The organism is Cronobacter sp. HA18006 (genome assembly GCF_011605445.1).
In the GTDB taxonomy this organism is placed as follows: domain Bacteria; phylum Pseudomonadota; class Gammaproteobacteria; order Enterobacterales; family Enterobacteriaceae; genus Cronobacter; species Cronobacter sakazakii.
Window position 1 is genome coordinate 156,273 of record NZ_JAANQB010000021.1, and the last position, 20,315, is coordinate 176,587.

At 57.8% G+C, this 20,315-nt stretch carries 16 protein-coding genes; 6 read left to right on the top strand and 10 right to left on the bottom strand.

Annotated elements, in window-relative coordinates; genetic code table 11:
• Nucleotides 1-23 precede the first annotated feature (23 nt).
• The 5 genes from sstT to G9X48_RS12965 form a co-directional block, all read right to left on the bottom strand.
• Nucleotides 24-1,271 (bottom strand): serine/threonine transporter SstT, encoded by a 1,248-nt coding sequence (gene sstT, locus G9X48_RS12945; protein WP_004385810.1) that lies wholly within the window; start codon nucleotides 1,269-1,271, stop codon nucleotides 24-26.
• 294 nt (nucleotides 1,272-1,565) lie between these two features.
• Complete coding sequence (locus G9X48_RS12950) at nucleotides 1,566-2,534, bottom strand: TerC family protein (RefSeq protein ID WP_097641474.1); 969 nt, start codon at nucleotides 2,532-2,534, stop codon at nucleotides 1,566-1,568.
• A gap of 265 nt (nucleotides 2,535-2,799) precedes the next feature.
• Nucleotides 2,800-3,798, bottom strand: coding sequence for a Gfo/Idh/MocA family oxidoreductase (locus G9X48_RS12955; protein WP_097641473.1), 999 nt, complete (start codon nucleotides 3,796-3,798; stop codon nucleotides 2,800-2,802).
• 83 nt (nucleotides 3,799-3,881) lie between these two features.
• Nucleotides 3,882-4,574 (bottom strand): ElyC/SanA/YdcF family protein, encoded by a 693-nt coding sequence (locus G9X48_RS12960; RefSeq protein WP_105629581.1) that lies wholly within the window; start codon nucleotides 4,572-4,574, stop codon nucleotides 3,882-3,884.
• A 24-nt stretch (nucleotides 4,575-4,598) separates the two neighbouring features.
• On the bottom strand, nucleotides 4,599-5,111 hold the full coding sequence (locus G9X48_RS12965) for a M48 family metallopeptidase (RefSeq protein ID WP_014729717.1): 513 nt from the start codon (nucleotides 5,109-5,111) through the stop codon (nucleotides 4,599-4,601).
• Between the two features lie 85 nt (nucleotides 5,112-5,196).
• Between G9X48_RS12965 and rlmG the strand changes: the two genes are divergently transcribed.
• Nucleotides 5,197-6,327: a 23S rRNA (guanine(1835)-N(2))-methyltransferase RlmG gene (rlmG, locus tag G9X48_RS12970; protein WP_063265471.1), complete on the top strand. Its 1,131-nt coding sequence runs from the start codon at nucleotides 5,197-5,199 to the stop codon at nucleotides 6,325-6,327.
• A gap of 560 nt (nucleotides 6,328-6,887) precedes the next feature.
• On the opposite strand, the gene G9X48_RS12975 is transcribed toward rlmG, so the two are convergent.
• On the bottom strand, nucleotides 6,888-8,906 hold the full coding sequence (locus tag G9X48_RS12975) for an NADPH-dependent 2,4-dienoyl-CoA reductase (RefSeq protein WP_165770549.1): 2,019 nt from the start codon (nucleotides 8,904-8,906) through the stop codon (nucleotides 6,888-6,890).
• A 178-nt stretch (nucleotides 8,907-9,084) separates the two neighbouring features.
• Nucleotides 9,085-10,482 carry a putrescine aminotransferase gene (ygjG, locus tag G9X48_RS12980; protein WP_054624551.1) on the bottom strand — a complete coding sequence of 466 codons (1,398 nt, stop codon included), beginning with the start codon at nucleotides 10,480-10,482 and terminating at the stop codon, nucleotides 9,085-9,087.
• 410 nt (nucleotides 10,483-10,892) lie between these two features.
• Between ygjG and G9X48_RS12985 the strand changes: the two genes are divergently transcribed.
• From G9X48_RS12985 to G9X48_RS12995, 3 genes are all read left to right on the top strand, one after another.
• The gene (locus G9X48_RS12985) at nucleotides 10,893-11,780 is read left to right on the top strand and encodes a diguanylate cyclase (RefSeq protein ID WP_097641471.1); all 888 of its coding nucleotides are present in this window, start codon (nucleotides 10,893-10,895) and stop codon (nucleotides 11,778-11,780) included.
• A 191-nt stretch (nucleotides 11,781-11,971) separates the two neighbouring features.
• On the top strand, nucleotides 11,972-13,495 hold the full coding sequence (locus G9X48_RS12990) for a PAS domain-containing methyl-accepting chemotaxis protein (protein ID WP_004385797.1): 1,524 nt from the start codon (nucleotides 11,972-11,974) through the stop codon (nucleotides 13,493-13,495).
• Between the two features lie 444 nt (nucleotides 13,496-13,939).
• Nucleotides 13,940-15,487 (top strand): methyl-accepting chemotaxis protein, encoded by a 1,548-nt coding sequence (locus G9X48_RS12995; protein WP_097641470.1) that lies wholly within the window; start codon nucleotides 13,940-13,942, stop codon nucleotides 15,485-15,487.
• A 35-nt stretch (nucleotides 15,488-15,522) separates the two neighbouring features.
• Here the strand turns inward: G9X48_RS12995 and G9X48_RS13000 are convergent, their stop codons facing one another.
• A complete protein-coding gene (locus G9X48_RS13000; RefSeq protein ID WP_007780593.1) occupies nucleotides 15,523-16,056 on the bottom strand; it encodes a PadR family transcriptional regulator in 534 nt (177 codons plus the stop codon).
• A gap of 239 nt (nucleotides 16,057-16,295) precedes the next feature.
• On the opposite strand from G9X48_RS13000, the gene G9X48_RS13005 reads away from it, so the two are divergent.
• Both G9X48_RS13005 and G9X48_RS13010 read left to right on the top strand, forming a co-directional pair.
• Nucleotides 16,296-17,060 (top strand): siderophore-interacting protein, encoded by a 765-nt coding sequence (locus G9X48_RS13005; protein ID WP_097641469.1) that lies wholly within the window; start codon nucleotides 16,296-16,298, stop codon nucleotides 17,058-17,060.
• A 123-nt stretch (nucleotides 17,061-17,183) separates the two neighbouring features.
• Nucleotides 17,184-19,337 (top strand): YgiQ family radical SAM protein, encoded by a 2,154-nt coding sequence (locus tag G9X48_RS13010; protein WP_097641468.1) that lies wholly within the window; start codon nucleotides 17,184-17,186, stop codon nucleotides 19,335-19,337.
• A gap of 50 nt (nucleotides 19,338-19,387) precedes the next feature.
• Here the strand turns inward: G9X48_RS13010 and ridA are convergent, their stop codons facing one another.
• Together ridA and pyrI are read right to left on the bottom strand one after the other, a co-directional pair.
• Nucleotides 19,388-19,774 (bottom strand): 2-iminobutanoate/2-iminopropanoate deaminase, encoded by a 387-nt coding sequence (ridA, locus tag G9X48_RS13015; RefSeq protein ID WP_004388683.1) that lies wholly within the window; start codon nucleotides 19,772-19,774, stop codon nucleotides 19,388-19,390.
• A 73-nt stretch (nucleotides 19,775-19,847) separates the two neighbouring features.
• On the bottom strand, nucleotides 19,848-20,309 hold the full coding sequence (gene pyrI, locus G9X48_RS13020) for an aspartate carbamoyltransferase regulatory subunit (protein ID WP_007891315.1): 462 nt from the start codon (nucleotides 20,307-20,309) through the stop codon (nucleotides 19,848-19,850).
• Nucleotides 20,310-20,315 lie beyond the last annotated feature (6 nt).

The following is a 20,315-nucleotide window of genomic DNA, read 5'->3' on the forward strand; positions in this document are numbered from 1 at the left end:
GCCCGCAGACCGCCGGAGAGGGATTAATTACGCAGCGCGTGGCTCGCAAGACGCGCATCTTCCGCCTGGCACGCCGCCGCGGTGAAGAGCACGTCGGTGGAGGAGTTCAGCGCGGTTTCGCAGGAGTCCTGCAACACGCCGATGATAAAGCCCACCGCCACCACCTGCATGGCGATATCGTTCGGGATACCGAACATATTGCACGCGAGTGGAATCAGCAGCAGCGAACCGCCCGCCACGCCCGACGCGCCGCAGGCGCACAGCGACGCCACCACGCTCAGCAGCAGCGCGGTCGGCACATCCACCGCGATCCCGAGCGTATGGACCGCCGCCAGCGTCAGCACCGTAATGGTGATCGCCGCACCCGCCATGTTGATGGTCGCACCGAGCGGGATAGACACCGAGTACGTATCGCGGTCCAGATTCAGCTTCTCGCACAGCGCCATATTGACCGGAATATTCGCCGCCGAGCTGCGGGTAAAGAACGCGGTCACGCCGCTTTCGCGCAGGCAGGCGAACACCAGCGGGTACGGGTTACGACGGATTTTCGCAAACACAATCAGCGGGTTTATCACCAGCGCCACCAGCAGCATACAACCGACCAGCACGACCAGCAGTTGCGCGTAGCCCCACAGGGTATCGAAACCGGTAGTGGCGAGGGTGGACGCGACCAGGCCGAAAATCCCGATGGGCGCGAAGCGGATCACCAGTTTCACCATAAAGGTGACGGCATCCGACATATCATTCACCAGATTTTTGGTGGTGTCGTTGCCGTGACGCAGCGCGAAACCGAGACCCACAGCCCAGACCAGAATGCCAATGTAATTGCCTTTCAACAGCGCATCAATCGGGTTCGCGACCATGCTGAGCAGCAGGTCGCGCAGCACGCCGACAATGCCGGTCGGCGGCGTAATATCCGTCGCGCCTGCAACCAGATGCAGCGTGGAAGGAAAGAGAAAGCTGAACAGCACGGCGGTCAGCGCCGCGGAAAACGTGCCCAGCAGATAGAGCCAGAGAATGGGGCGGATATTGGTTTTCTGCCCGTGTTTATGGTTGGCGATAGAGGCCATTACCAGCATCAGCACCAGTACCGGCGCCACGGCTTTCAGCGCGCCGACGAACAGCGTGCCGAGCAGCCCGACCGCGATAGCCGCGGGTTTGGAAAGCCAGGCCAGCAGAATACCGAGCACCAGTCCCACCAGAATCTGTTTTACCAGACTGCCCTGTGCCAGGCGGTGTAGCAGGCCGCCGCCCTGAGATTGCGTAGTCATACTATTTCCTTCAGAAGTGATGTGGTTGCATCCCGCGCCATGTTCTGTGCCACGTTGCGTCAGGATGTAACAAAAGTTTGCACAGATGAGTATAAGGATTTGGCTACGCGGAGAAAGGGGATAGTGCTGGATTTTCTGAATTGCTCCCGTTTTTTAACTATCTCTTAACGTTATTGTGACAATATCGGCAATTCCGTCATCGGGCGCGTTGCAAAAGCGCGGGGAGCGAATAACCCATAAAAAAACGCCGCCCGCAGGAGCACGGGCGGCGTCAAAGCCATGACGGCAAAATCCTTATTCCGCCAGCTTTCTCTTGTCGTTGCGGTGGTTAACCCAGGCGTTAATCACAAGCGTTGTCACCAGAATTCCGCCGACCATGCCAAGCGAAATGGCGATTGGAATATGATAGAAATCGACAATCAGCATCTTGATACCGATAAATACCAGGATCACCGATAGCCCATATTTCAGCATCGAGAAACGCTCCGCCACGCCCGCCAGCAGGAAGTACATGGCGCGCAGACCGAGGATCGCGAAGAGGTTAGAGGTCAGCACGATAAACGGGTCGGTGGTGACGGCGAAAATCGCCGGGATGCTGTCCACCGCGAAAATCACGTCGCTCAGCTCCACCATAATCAGTACCAGCAGCAGCGGGGTGGCGTACAGCAGGCCGTTTTTACGCACGAAAAAGTGCTCGCTCTCGATGCTGTCCGTCATGCGCAGATGCCCGCGCAGCCAGCGCACCAGCGGTTTATCGCCGATCCCGCCTTCATCTTCTTTCGCGAGCGCCATCTTCACGCCGGTAAAGAGCAGGAACGCGCCGAACACATACAGCAGCCATTCAAACTGCGTAATAAGCCAGCTACCGGCGAAAATCATAATGGTGCGCAGCACGATAGCGCCCAGCACGCCGTAAATCAGTACCCGGCGCTGGAGCGCCGGCGGTACGGCGAAATAGCTAAAGAGCATCAGCCAGACGAAGACGTTATCGACCGCGAGCGCTTTTTCGATGAGATAACCGGTCAGGAAGGCGAGCGCCTGGGTATCCGCCACTTCACGCCCGGCGGTGCCGGTGAGATACCACCAGAAGGCCGCGTTAAACAGCAGGGACAGCGAAACCCAGACGATGGACCAGGCGGCCGCCTGCTTCATGGTCATCGCGTGCGCGCCGCGTCGCCCCTGAAGCAGAAGGTCGATAGCCAGCATAATCACCACGATGACGGCGAAGCCGCCCCACAGCAAGGGAGTGCCGACAGTATTCATAAGCGAAATCCTCTAAACAAAAACGGCTAACGTCAGAAGACGTCAGCCGCTTTGCTTAAGAGCACCGCACAGACCTCGCCTTCCGGCAAGGTCTCACTTACAGCCGCCGCGTTATCATGTAGATAACAGGCTGACTGCCCGACGACCGGATGCATGGCATCGTAATGACGACCGTCGGCGTTAGAAGTTACTCCCCTTTGCAAGTAACAAACTATTACAAAGCATTTATGCGGTCAATAACTCACCGTAGCGCTTTTACAAAGCTTTACGCCGGAAGCGGCGTGCTCACGTCATCTGCCGGGAATGTCACGCCCGTCTGGGCGCGGATCTCAGTGAGCAATTTCGCCGTCGTGCGGCTGACCGCGAGGCCCGGATGATTCACTTCGTTTGCCTCGACCAGGCGCGCAAAGGTGTCCGCTTCATAGAGCATCGTATTGATGTGCTGCGGCAGCGTCAGCTCCTGCGGTTTGCCGCCGCGCGGGATAAACGTGATGCGCTGGCACTCGGAGAGCTTTTCAATCACCAGCGAGCCCGCCTCGCCCTGAATTTCGCTCGGAAGCGTTGAGTCGCTCACTTTGGAGTGCAGCAGCGTGACGTCGAAATCGCCATAATTCATCTCAACCACGCCGTGCGCGTCCACGCCGCTTGCCAGCAGGCTGGCGGTGGCTTTCACTTCATGCGGCTCGCCCCACAGCGCAACGGCGCTGGCGAGCGTATAAAAGCCGATGTCCATAATCGAGCCGTTGGAGAACGCCGGATTAAACGTATTCGGGTTCTCGCCGTTGAGGTAACGCGGGTAGCGCGACGAATACTGGCAGTAGTTAAACAGCACTTTGCGAAGCGTGCCCACTTTCGGCAGCGCCTGTTGCAGCGCGATAAAATTCGGCAGGCTGGCGGTTTTAAACGCCTCGAACAGCACCACCTGATTTTCACGCGCGCAGGCGATCGCCGCTTCCACTTCGCGCAGGTTAGAGGCCAGCGGCTTTTCGCAAATCACATGCTTTTTATGGTTCATAAACAGGCAGGACTGGGAAAAGTGCAGGGCGTTGGGGCTTGCGATATAGACCGCGTCGATGGCGTCGCTTTCGGCCAGCGCCTCCAGCGACGTGAAGAGATGCTCCACCGGGTAGTCGCTCGCGAACGCCTGCGCCTGTTCAAGGCTGCGGGAGTAGATCGCGGTCAGGGTAAATTTGCCCGTCTCGTGGGCGGCATCGACAAACTGGCGCGTAATCCAGTTTGTTCCAACAACGGCGAAACGTATCATAAAGGCGTGTCTTCTCCGACAGTGAATATCTTTTCAGAGTAACACGCGAAAATGACAAAACCAGTGCGCGCGGGCGCAGATTGTTATGGTGTTGGGGCGTAAATGTTGCAGCCGCGCGGCGCGTCTTTTGGGCCGATTTTCACCTGAGGCCCAAGAAAGTGCGGTTCGCGGCGAAGCAGACGCGCATCAAGCAGCGCCCGTACGCGGGCGAATCGTTTGCGCAACAGCGTATATTGCGTATGACGCAAGGCCGGATCTTCGGCGTTAAACCCGATGGCGTCGATGCCATAATGTTGCGCCAGGTAGATGGCGCGCTGATTATGAAACGCCTGCGAGATAATGGTAATGCGGTTTTCCTGAAAGACTTCCCGCGCGCGCACGACGGAATCGAGCGTTGAAAACCCCGCGTAGTCACAGAAAATCGCGGCAGCGGGTACGCCGCGGCGGTTAAGCGCTTCGGCCATTGCCGTCGGCTCATCGTAATCAGCGCGGCTGTTATCGCCGCTCACCAACAGCCAGGAGACTTTCCCGGCGTGATAAAGCCCGGCGGCGGCCTCGATACGGCGGTTGAAGAAGCGGTTGTCAGGGCGTGCGCCGAGCACCAGCCCCACTTTGCGGGCAGGAATATTGTCGACCGTGTCATACAAGCGGCCAGCCGCGGCGTGCGTAACCGCGCGGTCGGCACCGATAATGGCCATCACCGACACCAACGCGCCAGTCAGGATAATCACGGCGGCGAGAGTTAAGCCGCGTTTTGAGCGAGAGGAAAATTTCACGTTGCGTCCTTGCAAAAGCGGAGGTTAAGCCGTCTGCCCGCCATTTTGCGTCAGCGCAAGCTGGGTCAGCCACAGGCGGGTGTCGAATTCGAGCTGATGATACTGCGGTTCCATATGGCAGCACAGCTGATAAAAGGCTTTGTTGTGTTCCTTTTCTTTAATATGCGCCAGCTCATGCACCACGATCATCCGCAGGAAATCTTCCGGCGCCTGGCGAAACACCGTGGCGACGCGAATCTCCGCCTTGGCTTTCAGCTTGCCGCCCTGCACGCGGGAGATTGCGGTATGCAGCCCGAGCGCGTGCTTCATCACATGGATTTTATTGTCATAGGCCACTTTATTGAGCGGCGGGGCGCTGCGCAGATAGCGGTTTTTCAGCGCCTGCGCATAGTCATAAAGCGCTTTATCGGTGGTTATCAGATGCTTGTGCGGATAGCGCTTCTCAAGGACGTCGCCGAGGCGGTTCTGGTCAATCAGCGTGCGCACCTGGACAAGCAGCGATTCCGGGTAGCCCTGGAGATACGTCAGTGTGGTCATCACGGCCTCAGCGGGTGAAAAAAAGGTTTACTCAGGGGTGTAATTAAGGGATAAAACGCGCGGATTTTACCATTCGGGAGGGCCGATGAGCCAGGTGGAGTTACTTAATCAAACACTGACGCTGCAGCGTTTTCCGCCGATGCCGGAAGAGACGCCGCTGCAGGCCTGGGAGGCAGCGGATGAATACCTGCTGCAACAGGTCGAACAGCCCTCCGGCCCGGTACTGATTTTCAACGACAGTTTCGGCGCGCTCGCCTGTGCGCTGGCGGATGTACGTCCGGTCAGCGTTAACGATTCGTTCATCGCCCATCAGGCCACGCGCCACAACCTGCGCCTGAACGATATCGACGACGCTCTCGTGACGATGCAGGACAGCCTTAGCCCGCTGCCCGACGCACCCGAGCTGGTGCTGATGAAAATCCCGAAACAGCTCGCGCTGCTGGAGCAGCAGCTGCGCGCGCTGCGAAAAGTAGTAACGCCGCAGACGCGCATTATCGCCGGTGCCAAAGCGCGCGATATTCACACCTCAACGCTTACGTTGTTTGAGAAAATTTTAGGGCCGACCACCACGACGCTCGCCTGGAAAAAGGCGCGCCTGATTCACTGCGCCTTCAGCGCCCCGGCGCTTGCCGACGCGCCTGAAACCTTAAGCTGGAAGCTCGACGGCACGCCGTGGACGATTCACAACCACGCCAGCGTGTTTTCCCGCACGAGTCTCGACATCGGCGCGCGCTTCTTTATGCAGCATCTGCCGGAAGCGGTGGAAGGCGAGATGGTCGATCTCGGCTGCGGCAATGGCGTGATCGGCCTGACGCTGCTGGCGCAAAACCCGCAGGCGAAGGTGCGGTTTGTCGACGAGTCTTATATGGCGGTGGCTTCGAGCCGTCTGAACGTTGAAACCAATCTGCCGGAGGCGATGGAGCGCTGCGAGTTTCAGGTGAATAACGCGCTGACGGGCGTGGAGCCGGAAAGCTTTCACGCGGTGCTTTGCAACCCGCCGTTCCACCAGCAGCATGCGATTACCGATCATATCGCCTGGCAGATGTTCCAGGACGCCCGCCGCTGCCTGAAATGGGGCGGCGAGCTGCGCATCGTTGGCAATCGCCATCTCGATTATTTCCGCAAGCTGAAGAAGATTTTCGGCAACTGTACGACCGTCGCGACCAACAATAAATTTGTGGTGTTGAAGGCGGTGAAGTTGCGCAAGAGCCGCTGAGAAGGGCGGTTAACGCGAAGTTTGCGGGGCGGTGGGTGCGCTTCGCTTACCCACCCTACATAATTTGAGGGTGTCTCAATCGTAGGACGGGTAAGCGCAGCGCACCCGCCATCACAGAACGTAAAAGGACCGGTGAGGCAGGGTAAATATATCAGGGTAGGGAACGCGTTCCGTTCGCCATACTGTCTTTTTTATATGGACGCTTTCCTCACGCGAACGTGCAAAGGGGGCTCGCCGCCGCCCCCTTTGCAATCCCGGCTCCCGGCGGAAATCGGCCCTCATGGGCCGATTTTTTTTAGCCGGAGTAAAACCATCCACCTTGCCGTCCGCGTTGTGGCCGGGGAAAAACGGTGGGTGCGCTTCGCTTACCCACCCTACACGTATGTTGCTGGTTTGCGGGGCGGTGGGTGCGCTACGCTTACCCACCCTACACGTATGTTGCTGGTTTGCGGGGTGGTGGGTGCGCAACGCTTACCCACCCTACATAATTTGAGGGTGTCTCAATCGTAGGGCGGGTAAGCGAAGCGCACCCGCCATCACCATCGCACCCGCCATATGCCTTAAATTGCCAGCGCCAGCTGCGTTCCCTGGGCGATGGCGCGGCGGGCGTCGAGCTCCAGCGCCACGTCGCAGCCGCCAATCAAATGCACCGGCTTGCCCATCGCGCGCAGCGGCGCCGCGAGCGCCTGTTGCGGCTCCTGGCCCGCGCAAATAATCACGTTATCTACTTCCAGCACCTGCGGTTCGCCGTTGATCAACACATGCAAACCACGATCGTCGATACGCTGATAACTCACCGCCGGGATCATCTTCACGCCGCGCGCCAGCAGCGTCGCGCGATGGATCCACCCGGTCGTTTTGCCAAGCCCGTCGCCCGGTTTCCCGGCGCGGCGTTGCAGCATCACTATCTGGCGCGGGCTCTTCGGCAACACCGGCCCTTCGGGGCGCAGGCCGCCCGGCGCGTTAAGGCTGGTGTCGATGCCCCATTCCACGCAAAACTCCGCGATATTCTGGCTGGTGGCTTCTCCCGGCTGGCTTAAATACATCGCGGTATCAAAGCCGATGCCGCCGCAGCCGATAATCGCCACGCGCTGCCCGACCGGCGCTTTATCGCGCAGTACGTCGAGATAGGTCAGCACGCTCGGATGATCGATGCCTTCGATATCCGGCACGCGCGGCACAATGCCCGTCGCGAGCGCCACCTCGTCAAACGCCGCCAGCATCGCGGCCTCGACGCGCGTGTTAAGCGCGAGCGTCACGCCGGTCACTGCCAGCATCCGGCGGAAATAGCGCAGCGTCTCGTAAAACTCCTCCTTGCCAGGGATCTGTTTGGCGATAGTAAACTGCCCGCCAATCTCCGCGCTGGCGTCAAACAGCGTCACCACGTGCCCGCGCTGTGCGGCATTCACCGCAAACGAAAGCCCCGCGGGGCCCGCGCCTACCACCGCCAGCTTTTTCGGCATGCGGGCAGGCACAGAGACCATTTCGGTTTCATGGCAGGCGCGCGGGTTCACCAGACATGACGTAATTTTGCCCGCGAAAATCTGATCGAGGCACGCCTGGTTGCAGCCGATGCAGGTATTAATTTCCGCCTCGCGCCCGCTCGCGGCTTTGGATAGCAGCTCGGCATCGGCCAGAAACGGCCGCGCCATCGAAACCATATCGGCATCGCCCGCGGCGAGAATCGCCTCCGCCACATGCGGGTCGTTAATGCGGTTGGTCGTCACCAGCGGCAGACGAGTCAGCCCGCGAAGTTTACGCGTCACCCAGGTAAACGCGCCGCGCGGCACCGGTGTGGCAATCGTCGGAATACGCGCCTCGTGCCAGCCAATGCCGGTATTCAGCAGCGTCGCGCCCGCCGCCTCAATGGCGCGGGCAAGCTGCACGGTTTCATCGAAGGTCGAGCCGCCCTCAACGAGATCCAGCATCGAGAGACGATAAATAATGATAAAGTCCTGGCCCACGCGCTCACGCACCGCGCGCACAACGTCAACGGCGAAGCGCATCCGGCGGGCGTAATCGCCGCCCCATTCGTCCTCGCGATGGTTGGTGCGCGCCGCCAGAAACTGGTTTATCAGATAACCTTCCGAGCCCATGATCTCCACGCCATCATAGCCAGCCTCGCGCGCCAGCGACGCGCACCGCGCGAAATCTTCAATCAGCGCGAGTATTTCGTCATGGGTCAGTTCATGGGGCGCAAAGCGGTTGATCGGCGCCTGTAAGGGCGACGGCGCGACCGGGTGCGGCTGATAGCTGTAGCGCCCGGTATGCAAAATCTGCAGCGCGATTTTGCCGCCTTCGCGATGCACGGCGTCGGTAATGACACGATGATGGGGCAGGTGATGCGCGTCATTGAGCACCGCGCCGCCCTGAATTGCCACGCCGGAGGGCGACGGCGCCACGCCGCCGGTGACAATCAGCGCCACGCCATGTCGGGCGCGCTCGGCGTAAAAGGCCGCCAGTCGCCGCGCGCCGTCCGGGTGCTCCTCAAGCCCGGTATGCATCGAGCCCATCAGGACGCGGTTTTTCAGCGTGGTAAAGCCAAGATCGAGCGGGGCGAACAGCGACGGGTAGCTCATGATTGCACTCATCCAGTGTAAAATAATTGTTATGTGGTCGGATGAGTTAATGATTAAGCGATCGACGGCCAAAAGGGAAAGAGACAATCCGCTGATTGTGATGGCAATCAAATTTCAGACGCGGGGGAAAAGGCGACGCGCCTTCGCCGGATGAGAACGAAGACGCGCGGCCTGAGGGTTAGCTTTCGGTGGCGACCGCCGTTGTGCTCTGGGCGGTGCTGAGGGTTTCAAGCGCCTTGCGTGCGGCAGTGAGCACCTGCTCGCACTGCTCAATGGTCAGCGTCAGCGGCGGCTCAATGCGGATCGTTTTGGCGTTGTTGAGCGTGCCCGCCACCAGCACACGCTGGCGGAACATCTCGCTTGCGAAGCGGTAGCCGGTTTCGTTATCGACAAACTCAATAGCCATCAACATCCCGCGTCCGCGCGCCTCCTGCACCAGATGCGGGTATTCACGCGCCAGTTGACGGAAGCCGTCCAGCAGCATGTCGCCTTTCTGCTCCGCCTGGGCGGGCAGGTTTTCTTCCAGCAGGACATGAATAGTGGCGAGCGCCGCCGCGCAGGCGAGCGGGTTGCCGCCAAACGTGGTGGTATGCAGGAACGGGTTGTCGAACAACACCGAGAACACCTCTTCTGTCGCCACCGTCGCGCCAATCGGCATGACGCCGCCGCCAAGCGCTTTGGCAAGACAGAGAATATCCGGCTGCACGTTTTCATGCTCACAGGCAAACATCTTGCCGGTGCGGCCCATGCCGGTCTGCACTTCGTCGAGGATAAGCAGCGCGCCGTACTCATCGCACAGCTTGCGCACCGCCGGCAGATACCCCGGCGGCGGCAGAATAACGCCGCCTTCGCCCTGAATCGGCTCCAGGATCACCGCCGCCACGTCATCGCCGGTTTTCTTGCACTCGCCAAGCAGCTCGCGCAGCGCGTCGATATTGCCGAACGGCACATGACGAAAGCCGGGCAGCAGCGGCATAAACGGTTTGCGAAACGCCGCTTTGGCAGTGGCGGAGAGCGCGCCGAGCGATTTACCGTGGAAAGCGCCGCTCGCGGCCACAAAGGTGAATTTGCCGCGCGGCGATTGGTACGCTTTGGCGAGCTTAATCGCCGCTTCGACCGATTCCGTTCCGCTGTTGCAAAAGAAGCTGTATTTGAGTTTGCCGGGCGTCAGCGCGGCGAGGGTTTTGGCGAGCATCGCTCTTAGCGGGTCGAGCAGCTCCTGGCTGTGCAGAGGCTGTTTCGCGAGCTGATTTTCTACGGCGGATACAACAACTGGATTACGGTGCCCCACGTTAAAAATGCCAAACCCACCCAGGCAATCAAGGAACTCCTGTCCCTGGGTGTCGACAAGCGTATTAAGACCTCCCGCCTGCCACTCTACGGCTCCGTAATCCCCGCCAGCGGTGACTGATTTTCGATACTCTAAGAACCCTGGATTGACATGCTGCTGGAAGTAGTCGTGGACCTCCCGGTTAAGTGCTTTCATCTCCTCATGCGTCAGCGTGCGCTTTTCGATGAGATTCAGTGCGTGCGCGGTACAGGCAAGAGCCGAGGCGCTGTTAGGTAACCTGTTCAAAATGTGCCCCTTTGGATCGCGTATCACATGATACCGATGTTAAGTATTGCAGCCTTTACGCCACATCGGTGAGGGGCATGAAAATCGGGATAAACCGCTGTGAAGCCGCGGGGGGGGCGGCACGAAATCATTCTTAAAAAGGCATAGCGGCGCTAAATGCTACCGCCGCGCAAAGCGTCGGGGCGGGCCTGACGACGCGTTGCACCATAACAGGGCGGGTGTGCGCGGCGGCGGCGCATCTGCGAGCAGTTATTTCATCGAATGTGTTTCTGTATATAATTCACAAAAAATATATTTTACCGGCGTTATTACGCGATTTACTGATTTGCCGCCAGGTTATTTTTCACGCGCCTCTTTATTCTTGCGCGTATTCCTGATAGCCAGGGCGGTTATTGTTTTATGAGGTTAGCATGGATTTGCAACAGATAGATTTATCGTTAAAAGAATTAAACCACGCCGTTAAATTACACTATGAGTGGAGCGGCAAATTTTTAGAACTCGTATTATTAGGCAGCGAACCTGATAACACCTTTATACATCCGCAGTCTCATCTTTATTGCCGTTTTCACCATTGGGTTGTCTCGTGCGATAATATTCCTTCCCGCTACGCTCGCTTTATTGGGAATATTAGCGAAACGCATAAAGCGATGCATGACTATGCGCGCACGTTAATTCAGTCGATTGCCAGTAAACGGGTGGATTCTGATGAACTCTATGCTTACCACGACGCACAGCAGCAGTTCGTGGCAAGCGTTGATGACTATCGCCAGCAGCTGATCTCACTACGCAACCGTCATGACACGCTTACCGGGTTGCCGCTGCGCCAGTTAATGTATGAAGATTTCGCTTTCCTGCACGCCCATGCGCGCGAACAGACGCTATGGCTGCTGATAATTGATATTGACCGCTTTAAAAAGGTCAATGATACGTATGGGCATAACGCGGGCGATGACGTGCTGCGTGAGGTGGCGCAGCGGTTAAAGACCGAAGCGCGCAGCGGCGAGCGGGTGTATCGCTTTGGCGGAGAAGAGTTCATCGTGCTGCTTGACGCACATACGTCGCAAGCCGCGCGTGAGGCGGGGTTACGGTTCTGCGGCTCTCCTGGTCGGCGTCCGCTGAGGCTCAATGGCGAGACGCTAACGGTGACGGTTACAGGCGGCCTGACATGCGTACGACCGGATGAAACATTGCATGAGGCAATTGGTCGTGCGGACGATGCCATGTATTTCGGGAAAAATAATGGACGTAACCGCTGTATTCTGACGCTCGACGGGCTGATGCGGGAAACGCTGAAATAACCCAGGTGTATTATTCACTGTGGTAAATAATCGCGGATATAAATTATCGGCAGCGTGCATAAAAAAATGACCGCGAAATGTTTAATTTGCGAGCTGAATCGTATTTAACAGCTAAAGATAATTTATATATCGCCGACATAACAAGGCAGAAAAAAGATTAACAATTGGATAACCTGCCTAAGGACGCCGTTATGTCTTCTCCGCCGTTCGTGACGCAGCGTGAAGTTACGCTTGCTAACGACACTACGCTTATGTCTACCACCGATCTGCAAAGCTATATCACCCATGCCAACGACGCTTTTATCGAGGTAAGCGGATATACCTCAGAGGAACTGACCGGCAGCCCGCACAATCTGGTGCGTCACCCCGATATGCCCAAAGCGGCTTTCGCCGATATGTGGTACACGCTGAAGCAGGGCGAGCCCTGGACCGGCATTGTTAAAAACCGCTGTAAAAACGGCGATCACTACTGGGTGCGTGCCAACGTGGCACCGATGGTGCGCGGCGGAAAAATAACCGGTTTTATGTCGATTCGTACCCGAGCCAGCGCGGAAGAGATTGCGGCGGTAGAGCCGCTTTATAAAGCGCTGCGTGAAGGGCGTAAACCGCGCCGTCTGTTCAAAGGGCTGGTGCTGCGCAACGCCTGGTGGGGCAAACTCCCGGCGGTTCCATTGCGCTGGCGTCTGCGCGGTGTGATGGCGGCGCTGTTTGTGGCCTGGATGGCAGTGATGGCCTGTACGGGCGCACCAATGCTGATTCCGGCGCTCGCGGCGGCGGTGATGTTGCTTCTCGGCGGCGCGGCGCTGGAGTGGCAGATTGTGCGCCCGGTTGAAAATGTGGCGCGCCAGGCGCTGCGCATCGCGACCGGCGAATCGCAAAGTATTACGCATATTAACCGCGTTGATGAGGTCGGCGTGACGCTGCGCGCGGTCGGCCAACTGGGGCTGATGTGCCGCTGGCTGATGAATGATGTCTCAGGGCAGGTCAGCAGCGTGCGCAGCGGCAGCGAGACGCTGGCGCGCGGCAATGACGATCTTAACGAACGTACCCGCCAGACAGTGGTGAATGTGCAGCAAACCGTCACCACCATGAATCAAATGGCGGCGTCGGTGCAGAACAACTCCGCCACCGCGGCGGCGGCCGATAAACTCTCCAGCGAGGCGAGCGACGCGGCGCGTCTCGGCGGTCAGACGATGGAAACCGTGGTCAATACGATGGACGAAATCGCCGACAGCACGCAGCGTATCGGCTCCATCACGGCGCTGATTAACGATATCGCCTTTCAGACTAACATCCTGGCGCTTAACGCCGCTGTGGAAGCGGCGCGGGCAGGCGAGCAGGGTAAAGGTTTTGCCGTCGTGGCGGGCGAAGTGCGTCATCTGGCCAACCGCAGCGCGAACGCGGCCAACGATATCCGCAAGCTGATTGACGCCAGCGCCAGTAAAGTGGCGTCCGGTACGGTGCAGGTGCATGAAGCGGGGCGCACCATGCAGGATATCGTCAACCAGGTGGAAAACGTGACGCGTCTACTGGGGCAGATAAGCCAGGCCACCACCGAGCAGGCCGACGGCCTTTCGGATCTCACCCGTGCGGTAGCCGAACTGGACGCCATCACTCGCAAGAACGCGGCGCTGGTGGAAGAGAGTGCGCAGGTTTCGTCGATGGTGAAACACCGCGCTGGACGCCTGCAGGATGCCGTCACGGTACTGCATTAATTTTGGTTAAAGGCGGCGCAATGCCGCCTTTTTCTTGCTGGATGACGCTGTAAAATTTGTCAATTTGTGCCCTTTTTACGGTGTGTTATATTGTTGGGTTAATGTTAAAAATAAATTAAATAAATGTATTTAATATAAACCCTTCATTTTAAATTGTTTTTCCCATCTTCCTGAACCCACACATAAAAACGTTTCCGCTTCGTTGTAATTAATTGCGCGATTAAGTGATCTGGCGCACATTTGGCCGATCAATCGCCGCTTATTAATAGCCAATGACTATTGTTTTAATGGTTTCTAAAAGAGAAAAACGATCAAACTCATAAAGTTACAAAACGGCCGGACGATAACGACCTTTGTCGATCCCCGCAGGTTCGGCGGATCACGTTATCCATCGCTGCGATTTCCGTTTCGTCAGCGCAAAATAACCCGTTCAACGGAGTGAATATGTCCATCCGCGATATTAAAATCCGCACAAAGCTTATTTTCGCTTTTGCTTTTTTTATTGTTTTATTACTTATCAGCGCCGGTTTATCACTCGGTAGTCTGAGCCAGGCCAATAATAATATTCAGCAGGTTATCGCTGAGGATTATCCCACGACCGTAAAAGCCAATCAGCTTATTGAAAATTTCCAGAGCTTCGTCAGTACGCAGCAATTAATGCTGATGGACGAAAACCAGCGCTGGACGCAGCAGTCAGAAGCGCAGCTCAGCGCCATTAGCGGGCGTATTGGCGCGCTGCTGGCCGATCTCAATAAAACGCTGACCGATGACGCTTCGCGTCAGGCGCTGGCGCAGATAGCCGAGGTGCGTAAGCAGTACCTGGCGTCGCGGTTTCGCATTCTCGATGCGGTAAAACGCAACGATCGTAATGCGGCGCTGGAGGAGATGATGTCCACCACGGTGGCGCTCCAGAACGAGTACAAATCGCGGGTTCAGGCGCTGATTAAAATTCAGGATAATCATATGCGCGAGGCAGGCGTGACGGTGGCGAAGGATTTCAGTAGCAACCGTGCGCTGACAATTGGCCTGACGCTGTTATGCGTGGTGCTGGGTTCTCTGATGGGCTGGCTTATCGTGCGTGCCATTACGCGCCCGCTCGAGCAGGCGGTGCGCTTTGCCGGCGCGATTGCCGAGGGCGATCTCACTCGTTCGGTGGACGTGCAGTCGCGCGATGAAACCGGCGTGTTGCTGAATGCGCTGATGGATATGAAGCAGCGTTTGCAGGCCATTGTGCAGGAGGTGCAGTACAGCGCCGAAAGTATCTCCAGCGCGGCGTCGCAGATTGTCGCGGGTAACCAGGATCTGGCCGCGCGCACCGAAGAGCAGGCAAGTTCCGTTGAGCAGACTGCCGCCTCGATGGAGCAGATCACCTCGACCGTGAAAAACACCGCGGATAACACCAGCGAGGCGACGAAACTGTCATCCGAGGCTGCCGATGTGGTGAAACGCAACGGCGAAATGATGCAGCAGGTGACGGACAAAATGCGCGTCATTCGCGGCACGTCGGATCGTATGTCAGACATCATCAACCTGATCGACTCCATCGCGTTCCAGACCAACATCCTGGCGCTGAACGCCGCCGTCGAGGCAGCGCGCGCGGGCGAGCATGGCCGTGGTTTCGCAGTGGTGGCGGGCGAAGTGCGCCAGCTGGCGCAGAAGAGCGCGTCATCGGCAAGCGAGATCCGCGCGCTTATCGAGGACTCCACAGGCCAGACCCGTGAAGGTATGGAACTGGTGGAAAAAGCGAGCGGCCTGCTGAATGGCATGGTGGCGAACGTCGGAGAAATGGACACGATCCTGCGAGAAATCGCGCAGGCCAGCCGTGAACAGACCGACGGCATTTCGCAGATCAACAGCGCCATTGGCATGATTGACACCACCACGCAGCAGAACTCCGCGCTGGTGGAAGAATCGGTCGCGGCGGCCTCGTCGCTCAATGACCAGGCGCATAACTTAAAAGAGATGATTAAAGTGTTCCGTCTCAGCGCCTGATAAACCGCGGCGGTGGCCTGCCACCGCCGTTATTGCTAGTCGAGCTGGGAAATTTCCAGCGCCGCGCGATCGATAATCCCGATAATCTGTTTTAACGTCTCCGGGCTGATTTCCGCCTGATTCACTTTCAAATCCAGCACCGCTTTCATGTTATCAAGCGCCCGTTTCATCTGCGGATCTTTACGCAGCTTATGCCCGATGGCGCGCGCCCGCATCCGCGCCTGAATATGATCCAGCGCCTCGCGGTTCTCCCCAAGCCACGCGCGGCCCGCGTCGGTAATCGCGATTTTCTTCCGGCCATTTTCTTCGTCGTGCAACACTACAAACCCCTGCGCCTCCAGCGCGTCGAGCGTCGGATAGACCACGCCGGGGCTTGGCGCGTAGTGGCCTGCGGTCAGCGTTTCGATGGCTTTGATAAGTTCATAACCGTGGCTCTCGCCGGCGCACAGGATATCCAGCATCACCAGGCGCAGTTCGCCGTTGCCGAAAAAGCGCGGGCGGCGATGGCCGTCCGGTCCGTGTCGGCCTTCACGGCGTGGGGATGAAGCGTGGCGGTCGTCTGAGCGCATGGGTAATCTCCGGTTTAAAACGATATATCTTAACTATATCTTTTTTGCTTAAAAATGTCGTTATTAAAACGCCATTAAACTTAAGTTAATGTTTAATAAATAATAAAAATAGACCTTTTACGTGTAGTGCGGTTTTTGCTCAGTCTATCGAAAAAGTGCTTGCCATTTCTGTTGTTGGCAATCATTATCATTTACGACAATTTAGATATATCGAATTTACCGTTTACGTTGGCAGGTTGATGATGAATCAGAAAACTCCATTCCCGCAGCGCGTACGCAACGAACTGCGTTTTCGTGAAATTACCGTGCTTAAAAGCGAGCGCGTCAGCGGTTTTCAGCGCATCGTGTTTGGCGGCGACGCGCTGGCGGGCTTTAGCTCGCGCGGCTTCGACGACCATATCAAAGTGTTTTTCCCGCAGGACGGCGCGCCTTTCGTGCCGCCTGAAGTGACCGATGAAGGCATCGTCTGGGCAGGCGACGTGCGCCCGCCGTCGCGTGACTACACGCCGCTGTTTGACGAGGCGAGCCAGCAGTTGACTATCGATTTTTACGTGCATGAGGCTGGTGTGGCAAGCGACTGGGCCGTGGCGGCTAAACCCGGCGACACGCTCTGCATCGGCGGGCCACGCGGCTCGTTAGTGGTGCCGGAAGATTACGCCTGGCAGCTCTATGTGTGCGATGAATCCGGGATGCCCGCGCTGCGCCGCCGCCTGGAGGCGCTCCGCGCGCAGGCGAAACCGGTGCAGGTAGAGGCTATCGTGACGGTGGCGGATGAAGCGCTGAAAGGGTATCTGGCGCACCTCGGCGAATTTAAGATCCAGTGGGTCATCGGCCACGACGCGCAGGCGGTGGAAGCGAAACTGGCGGCGCTGACGGTGCCCGAGGACGATTACTACCTCTGGATAACCGGCGAAGGCAAAGTCGTTAAGCGCTTAAGCGAGCCGTTTGAAGGGCGTGTGGATCCCCAGCTGATGCGCGCCGCGGCGTACTGGCACCGCAAGTAATCATGGCGTGTGCGGGAAAGGGCGCTGGCGCTTTTTTCCGCAGAATAACCCTTCTTTTTTTGTTGCTTCCGGACGTATAATCGCCGCCCTTTGTCGATTCTTTTGCCTTTTTCCGGAAGCACTATGAGTTCCCTGAGCCTGATCCAGCCGGATCGCGATCTGTTCTCCTGGCCCCAGTACTGGGCCGCCTGTTTTGGGCCTGCGCCCTTTTTACCGATGTCGCGCGAGGAGATGGACCAGCTCGGCTGGGACAGCTGCGACATTATTCTCGTTACCGGCGACGCCTACGTCGATCACCCGAGCTTCGGCATGGCCATTTGTGGCCGCATGCTGGAGGCGCAGGGTTTTCGCGTCGGGATCATCGCGCAACCGGACTGGACGACCAAAGACGACTTTATGCGGCTTGGTAAACCGAACCTGTTTTTCGGCGTCACCGCCGGGAATATGGATTCGATGATCAACCGCTACACGGCGGATCGCAAACTACGCCATGACGACGCCTACACGCCGGATAACGAAGCCGGGAAACGCCCGGATCGCGCATCCCTGGTCTATACCCAGCGCTGCAAAGAAGCCTGGCGCGACGTGCCGGTGGTTCTGGGCGGTATTGAGGCGAGCCTGCGCCGCACCGCGCATTACGATTACTGGTCTGATACCGTGCGCCGCTCGGTACTGGTGGATGCCAAAGCCGACATGCTGATTTTCGGCAACGGCGAGCGTCCGCTGGTGGAAGTGGCGCACCGTCTGGCGATGGGTGAGCCCATTACGTCTATCCGCGATGTACGTAACACCGCGATTATGGTGAAAGAGGCGCTGCCAGGCTGGGCGGGTGTGGATTCCACGCGTCTCGACACGCCGGGGCGCATCGATCCTATCCCGCATCCGTATGGCGACGATCTGCCGTGCGCCGATGGCAACACTCCGGAAAAACCGACGGCGAAAGCCGTTACCGTTCAGCCGCCGCGCCCGAAGCCGTGGGAGAAAACCTACGTCCTGCTGCCGTCGTATGAAAAAGTGAAGAGCGACAAAGTGCTGTATGCGCACGCCTCGCGCATTCTGCATCACGAAACCAACCCCGGTTGCGCCCGCGCGCTGATGCAAAAGCATGGCGACCGTTATATCTGGATCAATCCGCCTGCGATCCCGCTCTCCACCGAAGAGATGGACAGCGTTTTTGCGCTGCCGTACCAGCGCGTGCCGCACCCGGCTTACGGCACAAAACGCATTCCCGCTTATGAGATGATCCGCTTTTCGGTGAACATTATGCGCGGCTGCTTTGGCGGCTGTTCGTTCTGCTCTATTACCGAGCACGAAGGGCGCATTATCCAGAGCCGCTCGGAAGAGTCGATCATTAATGAGATAGAAGCGATCCGCGATTCAGTGCCCGGCTTTACCGGCATTATCTCCGATCTCGGCGGGCCGACGGCCAATATGTATATGCTGCGCTGCACGTCGCCGCGCGCCGAGCAGACCTGCCGCCGCCTGTCGTGCGTTTACCCGGAGATCTGCCCGCATATGGATACCGATCATACGCCGACGATCAATCTCTACCGGCGTGCGCGGGATCTCAAAGGCATCAGGAAGATCCTGATCGCCTCCGGGGTGCGCTACGATCTGGCGGTGGAAGATCCGCGTTATATCAAAGAGCTGGCGACGCACCACGTTGGCGGTTATCTGAAAATTGCCCCGGAGCATACCGAAGAGGGGCCGCTGTCAAAAATGATGAAGCCCGGTATGGGCAGCTATGACCGCTTTAAAGCACTGTTCGACACCTATTCAAAGCAGGCGGGTAAAGAGCAGTATTTGATCCCTTATTTTATCTCCGCGCATCCCGGCACGCGTGATGAAGACATGGTGAATCTGGCGCTGTGGCTCAAGCGCCACCGTTTCCGGCTCGATCAGGTGCAGAACTTCTATCCGTCGCCGCTCGCCAGTTCAACCACGATGTATTACACCGGCAAAAACCCGCTCGGGAAAATCGGCTACAAAAGTGAAGATGTGGTGGTGCCGAGAGGCGATCGCCAGCGCCGCCTGCATAAGGCGCTGCTGCGCTATCACGATCCGGCCAACTGGCCAGTTATTCGCGAGGCGCTGGAGGCGATGGGCAAAAAGCATCTGATTGGTTCGCGCCGCGATTGCTTAGTGCCTGCGCCGACGATTGAAGAGATGCGCGCGGCGAAGCGTCACTACCGCAACACGCAGCCCGCGCTGACCAAACACACGCCAGTGAACGTTTCGCGCCAGAGCCCACCCAAAGCGAAGAAAACGGCGCGCTGAGCCCATAAAAAAGCACCGCTCGCGGTGCTTTTCTTTTACGTCAGACGCGATTAGCGACGTACGGCGATCGCTTCGATTTCGATTTTCACATCTTTCGGCAGACGCGCCACTTCCACGCAGGAGCGTGCCGGGAAGGTCGCGTTGTGTTCGGTGAAAAACGCTTCGTAAGTGGCGTTAACGGTCGCGAAATCGTTCAGATCTTTGACGAATACCGTGGTTTTCACGATATCACCGACTTTAAGGCCTGCGGCTTCGATAATCGCTTTCACGTTATCCAGCGACTGACGCGCCTGGGCGGCGATGTCGTCCGGCACGCTGCCGGATTTTGGGTCAACCGGGATCTGACCGGAGGTGATAACCATGTTGCCCAGATCGACGGCCTGAACGTAAGGGCCGATAGCGGCAGGGGCATTTTCCGTGGCGATAGTGCGGGACATAATTTCTCCTGAAGTTAACAGCGGTAAGGCTCCCGCTCATTATAGGGAGCCGTAAGGCCATTGCCAGCCACAATTAATCCGCCAGCACGACGTGACGGGCGAACTCTTTCTCGCAATATTTGCACTTGAGCTGCACCGCGTCGCCGCGCGTTTTCACGGCAAAGCTGGAGGAAACCGGCTCGATACGGCTGATGCAGTTACCGTTCGGGCAGACCAGCACGTTCTCGATGCGATCCGGCAGGCTTGGTTTGCTTTTGCCTACCACTTCATAATCGTCGATGCGGTTCACCGTCGCCTGCGGCGCATACAGCGCGAGCTGGTTCACCTGCTCGTCGGTCAGGAAGGTGTTTTCAATCTTGATCAAATCTTTGCGGCCCATTTCGCCGGAAGGCAGGTTCAGGCCGATGGTGATACGCTGATCCGTTTCGGTAAGCTTAAACAGGGAAAGCAGTTTGAAGCCGACCTGCGCCGGAATATGATCAATCACCGTACCGCGACGGATGGCTTCTACCTGAAGTTTATTATCATGGGTCATGGGCTT

What these genes read in the sequence shown, in the direction of transcription:
- sstT (WP_004385810.1), bottom strand. Translation starts at nt 1,271, where the DNA reads ATGACTACGCAATCTCAGGGCGGCGGCCTGCTACACCGCCTGGCACAG.
- G9X48_RS12950 (WP_097641474.1), bottom strand. Translation starts at nt 2,534, where the DNA reads ATGAATACTGTCGGCACTCCCTTGCTGTGGGGCGGCTTCGCCGTCATC.
- G9X48_RS12955 (WP_097641473.1), bottom strand. Translation starts at nt 3,798, where the DNA reads ATGATACGTTTCGCCGTTGTTGGAACAAACTGGATTACGCGCCAGTTT.
- G9X48_RS12965 (WP_014729717.1), bottom strand. Translation starts at nt 5,111, where the DNA reads ATGACCACACTGACGTATCTCCAGGGCTACCCGGAATCGCTGCTTGTC.
- rlmG (WP_063265471.1), top strand. Translation starts at nt 5,197, where the DNA reads ATGAGCCAGGTGGAGTTACTTAATCAAACACTGACGCTGCAGCGTTTT.
- G9X48_RS12975 (WP_165770549.1), bottom strand. Translation starts at nt 8,906, where the DNA reads ATGAGCTACCCGTCGCTGTTCGCCCCGCTCGATCTTGGCTTTACCACG.
- G9X48_RS12985 (WP_097641471.1), top strand. Translation starts at nt 10,893, where the DNA reads ATGGATTTGCAACAGATAGATTTATCGTTAAAAGAATTAAACCACGCC.
- G9X48_RS12990 (WP_004385797.1), top strand. Translation starts at nt 11,972, where the DNA reads ATGTCTTCTCCGCCGTTCGTGACGCAGCGTGAAGTTACGCTTGCTAAC.
- G9X48_RS12995 (WP_097641470.1), top strand. Translation starts at nt 13,940, where the DNA reads ATGTCCATCCGCGATATTAAAATCCGCACAAAGCTTATTTTCGCTTTT.
- G9X48_RS13000 (WP_007780593.1), bottom strand. Translation starts at nt 16,056, where the DNA reads ATGCGCTCAGACGACCGCCACGCTTCATCCCCACGCCGTGAAGGCCGA.
- G9X48_RS13005 (WP_097641469.1), top strand. Translation starts at nt 16,296, where the DNA reads ATGATGAATCAGAAAACTCCATTCCCGCAGCGCGTACGCAACGAACTG.
- G9X48_RS13010 (WP_097641468.1), top strand. Translation starts at nt 17,184, where the DNA reads ATGAGTTCCCTGAGCCTGATCCAGCCGGATCGCGATCTGTTCTCCTGG.
- ridA (WP_004388683.1), bottom strand. Translation starts at nt 19,774, where the DNA reads ATGTCCCGCACTATCGCCACGGAAAATGCCCCTGCCGCTATCGGCCCT.
- pyrI (WP_007891315.1), bottom strand. Translation starts at nt 20,309, where the DNA reads ATGACCCATGATAATAAACTTCAGGTAGAAGCCATCCGTCGCGGTACG.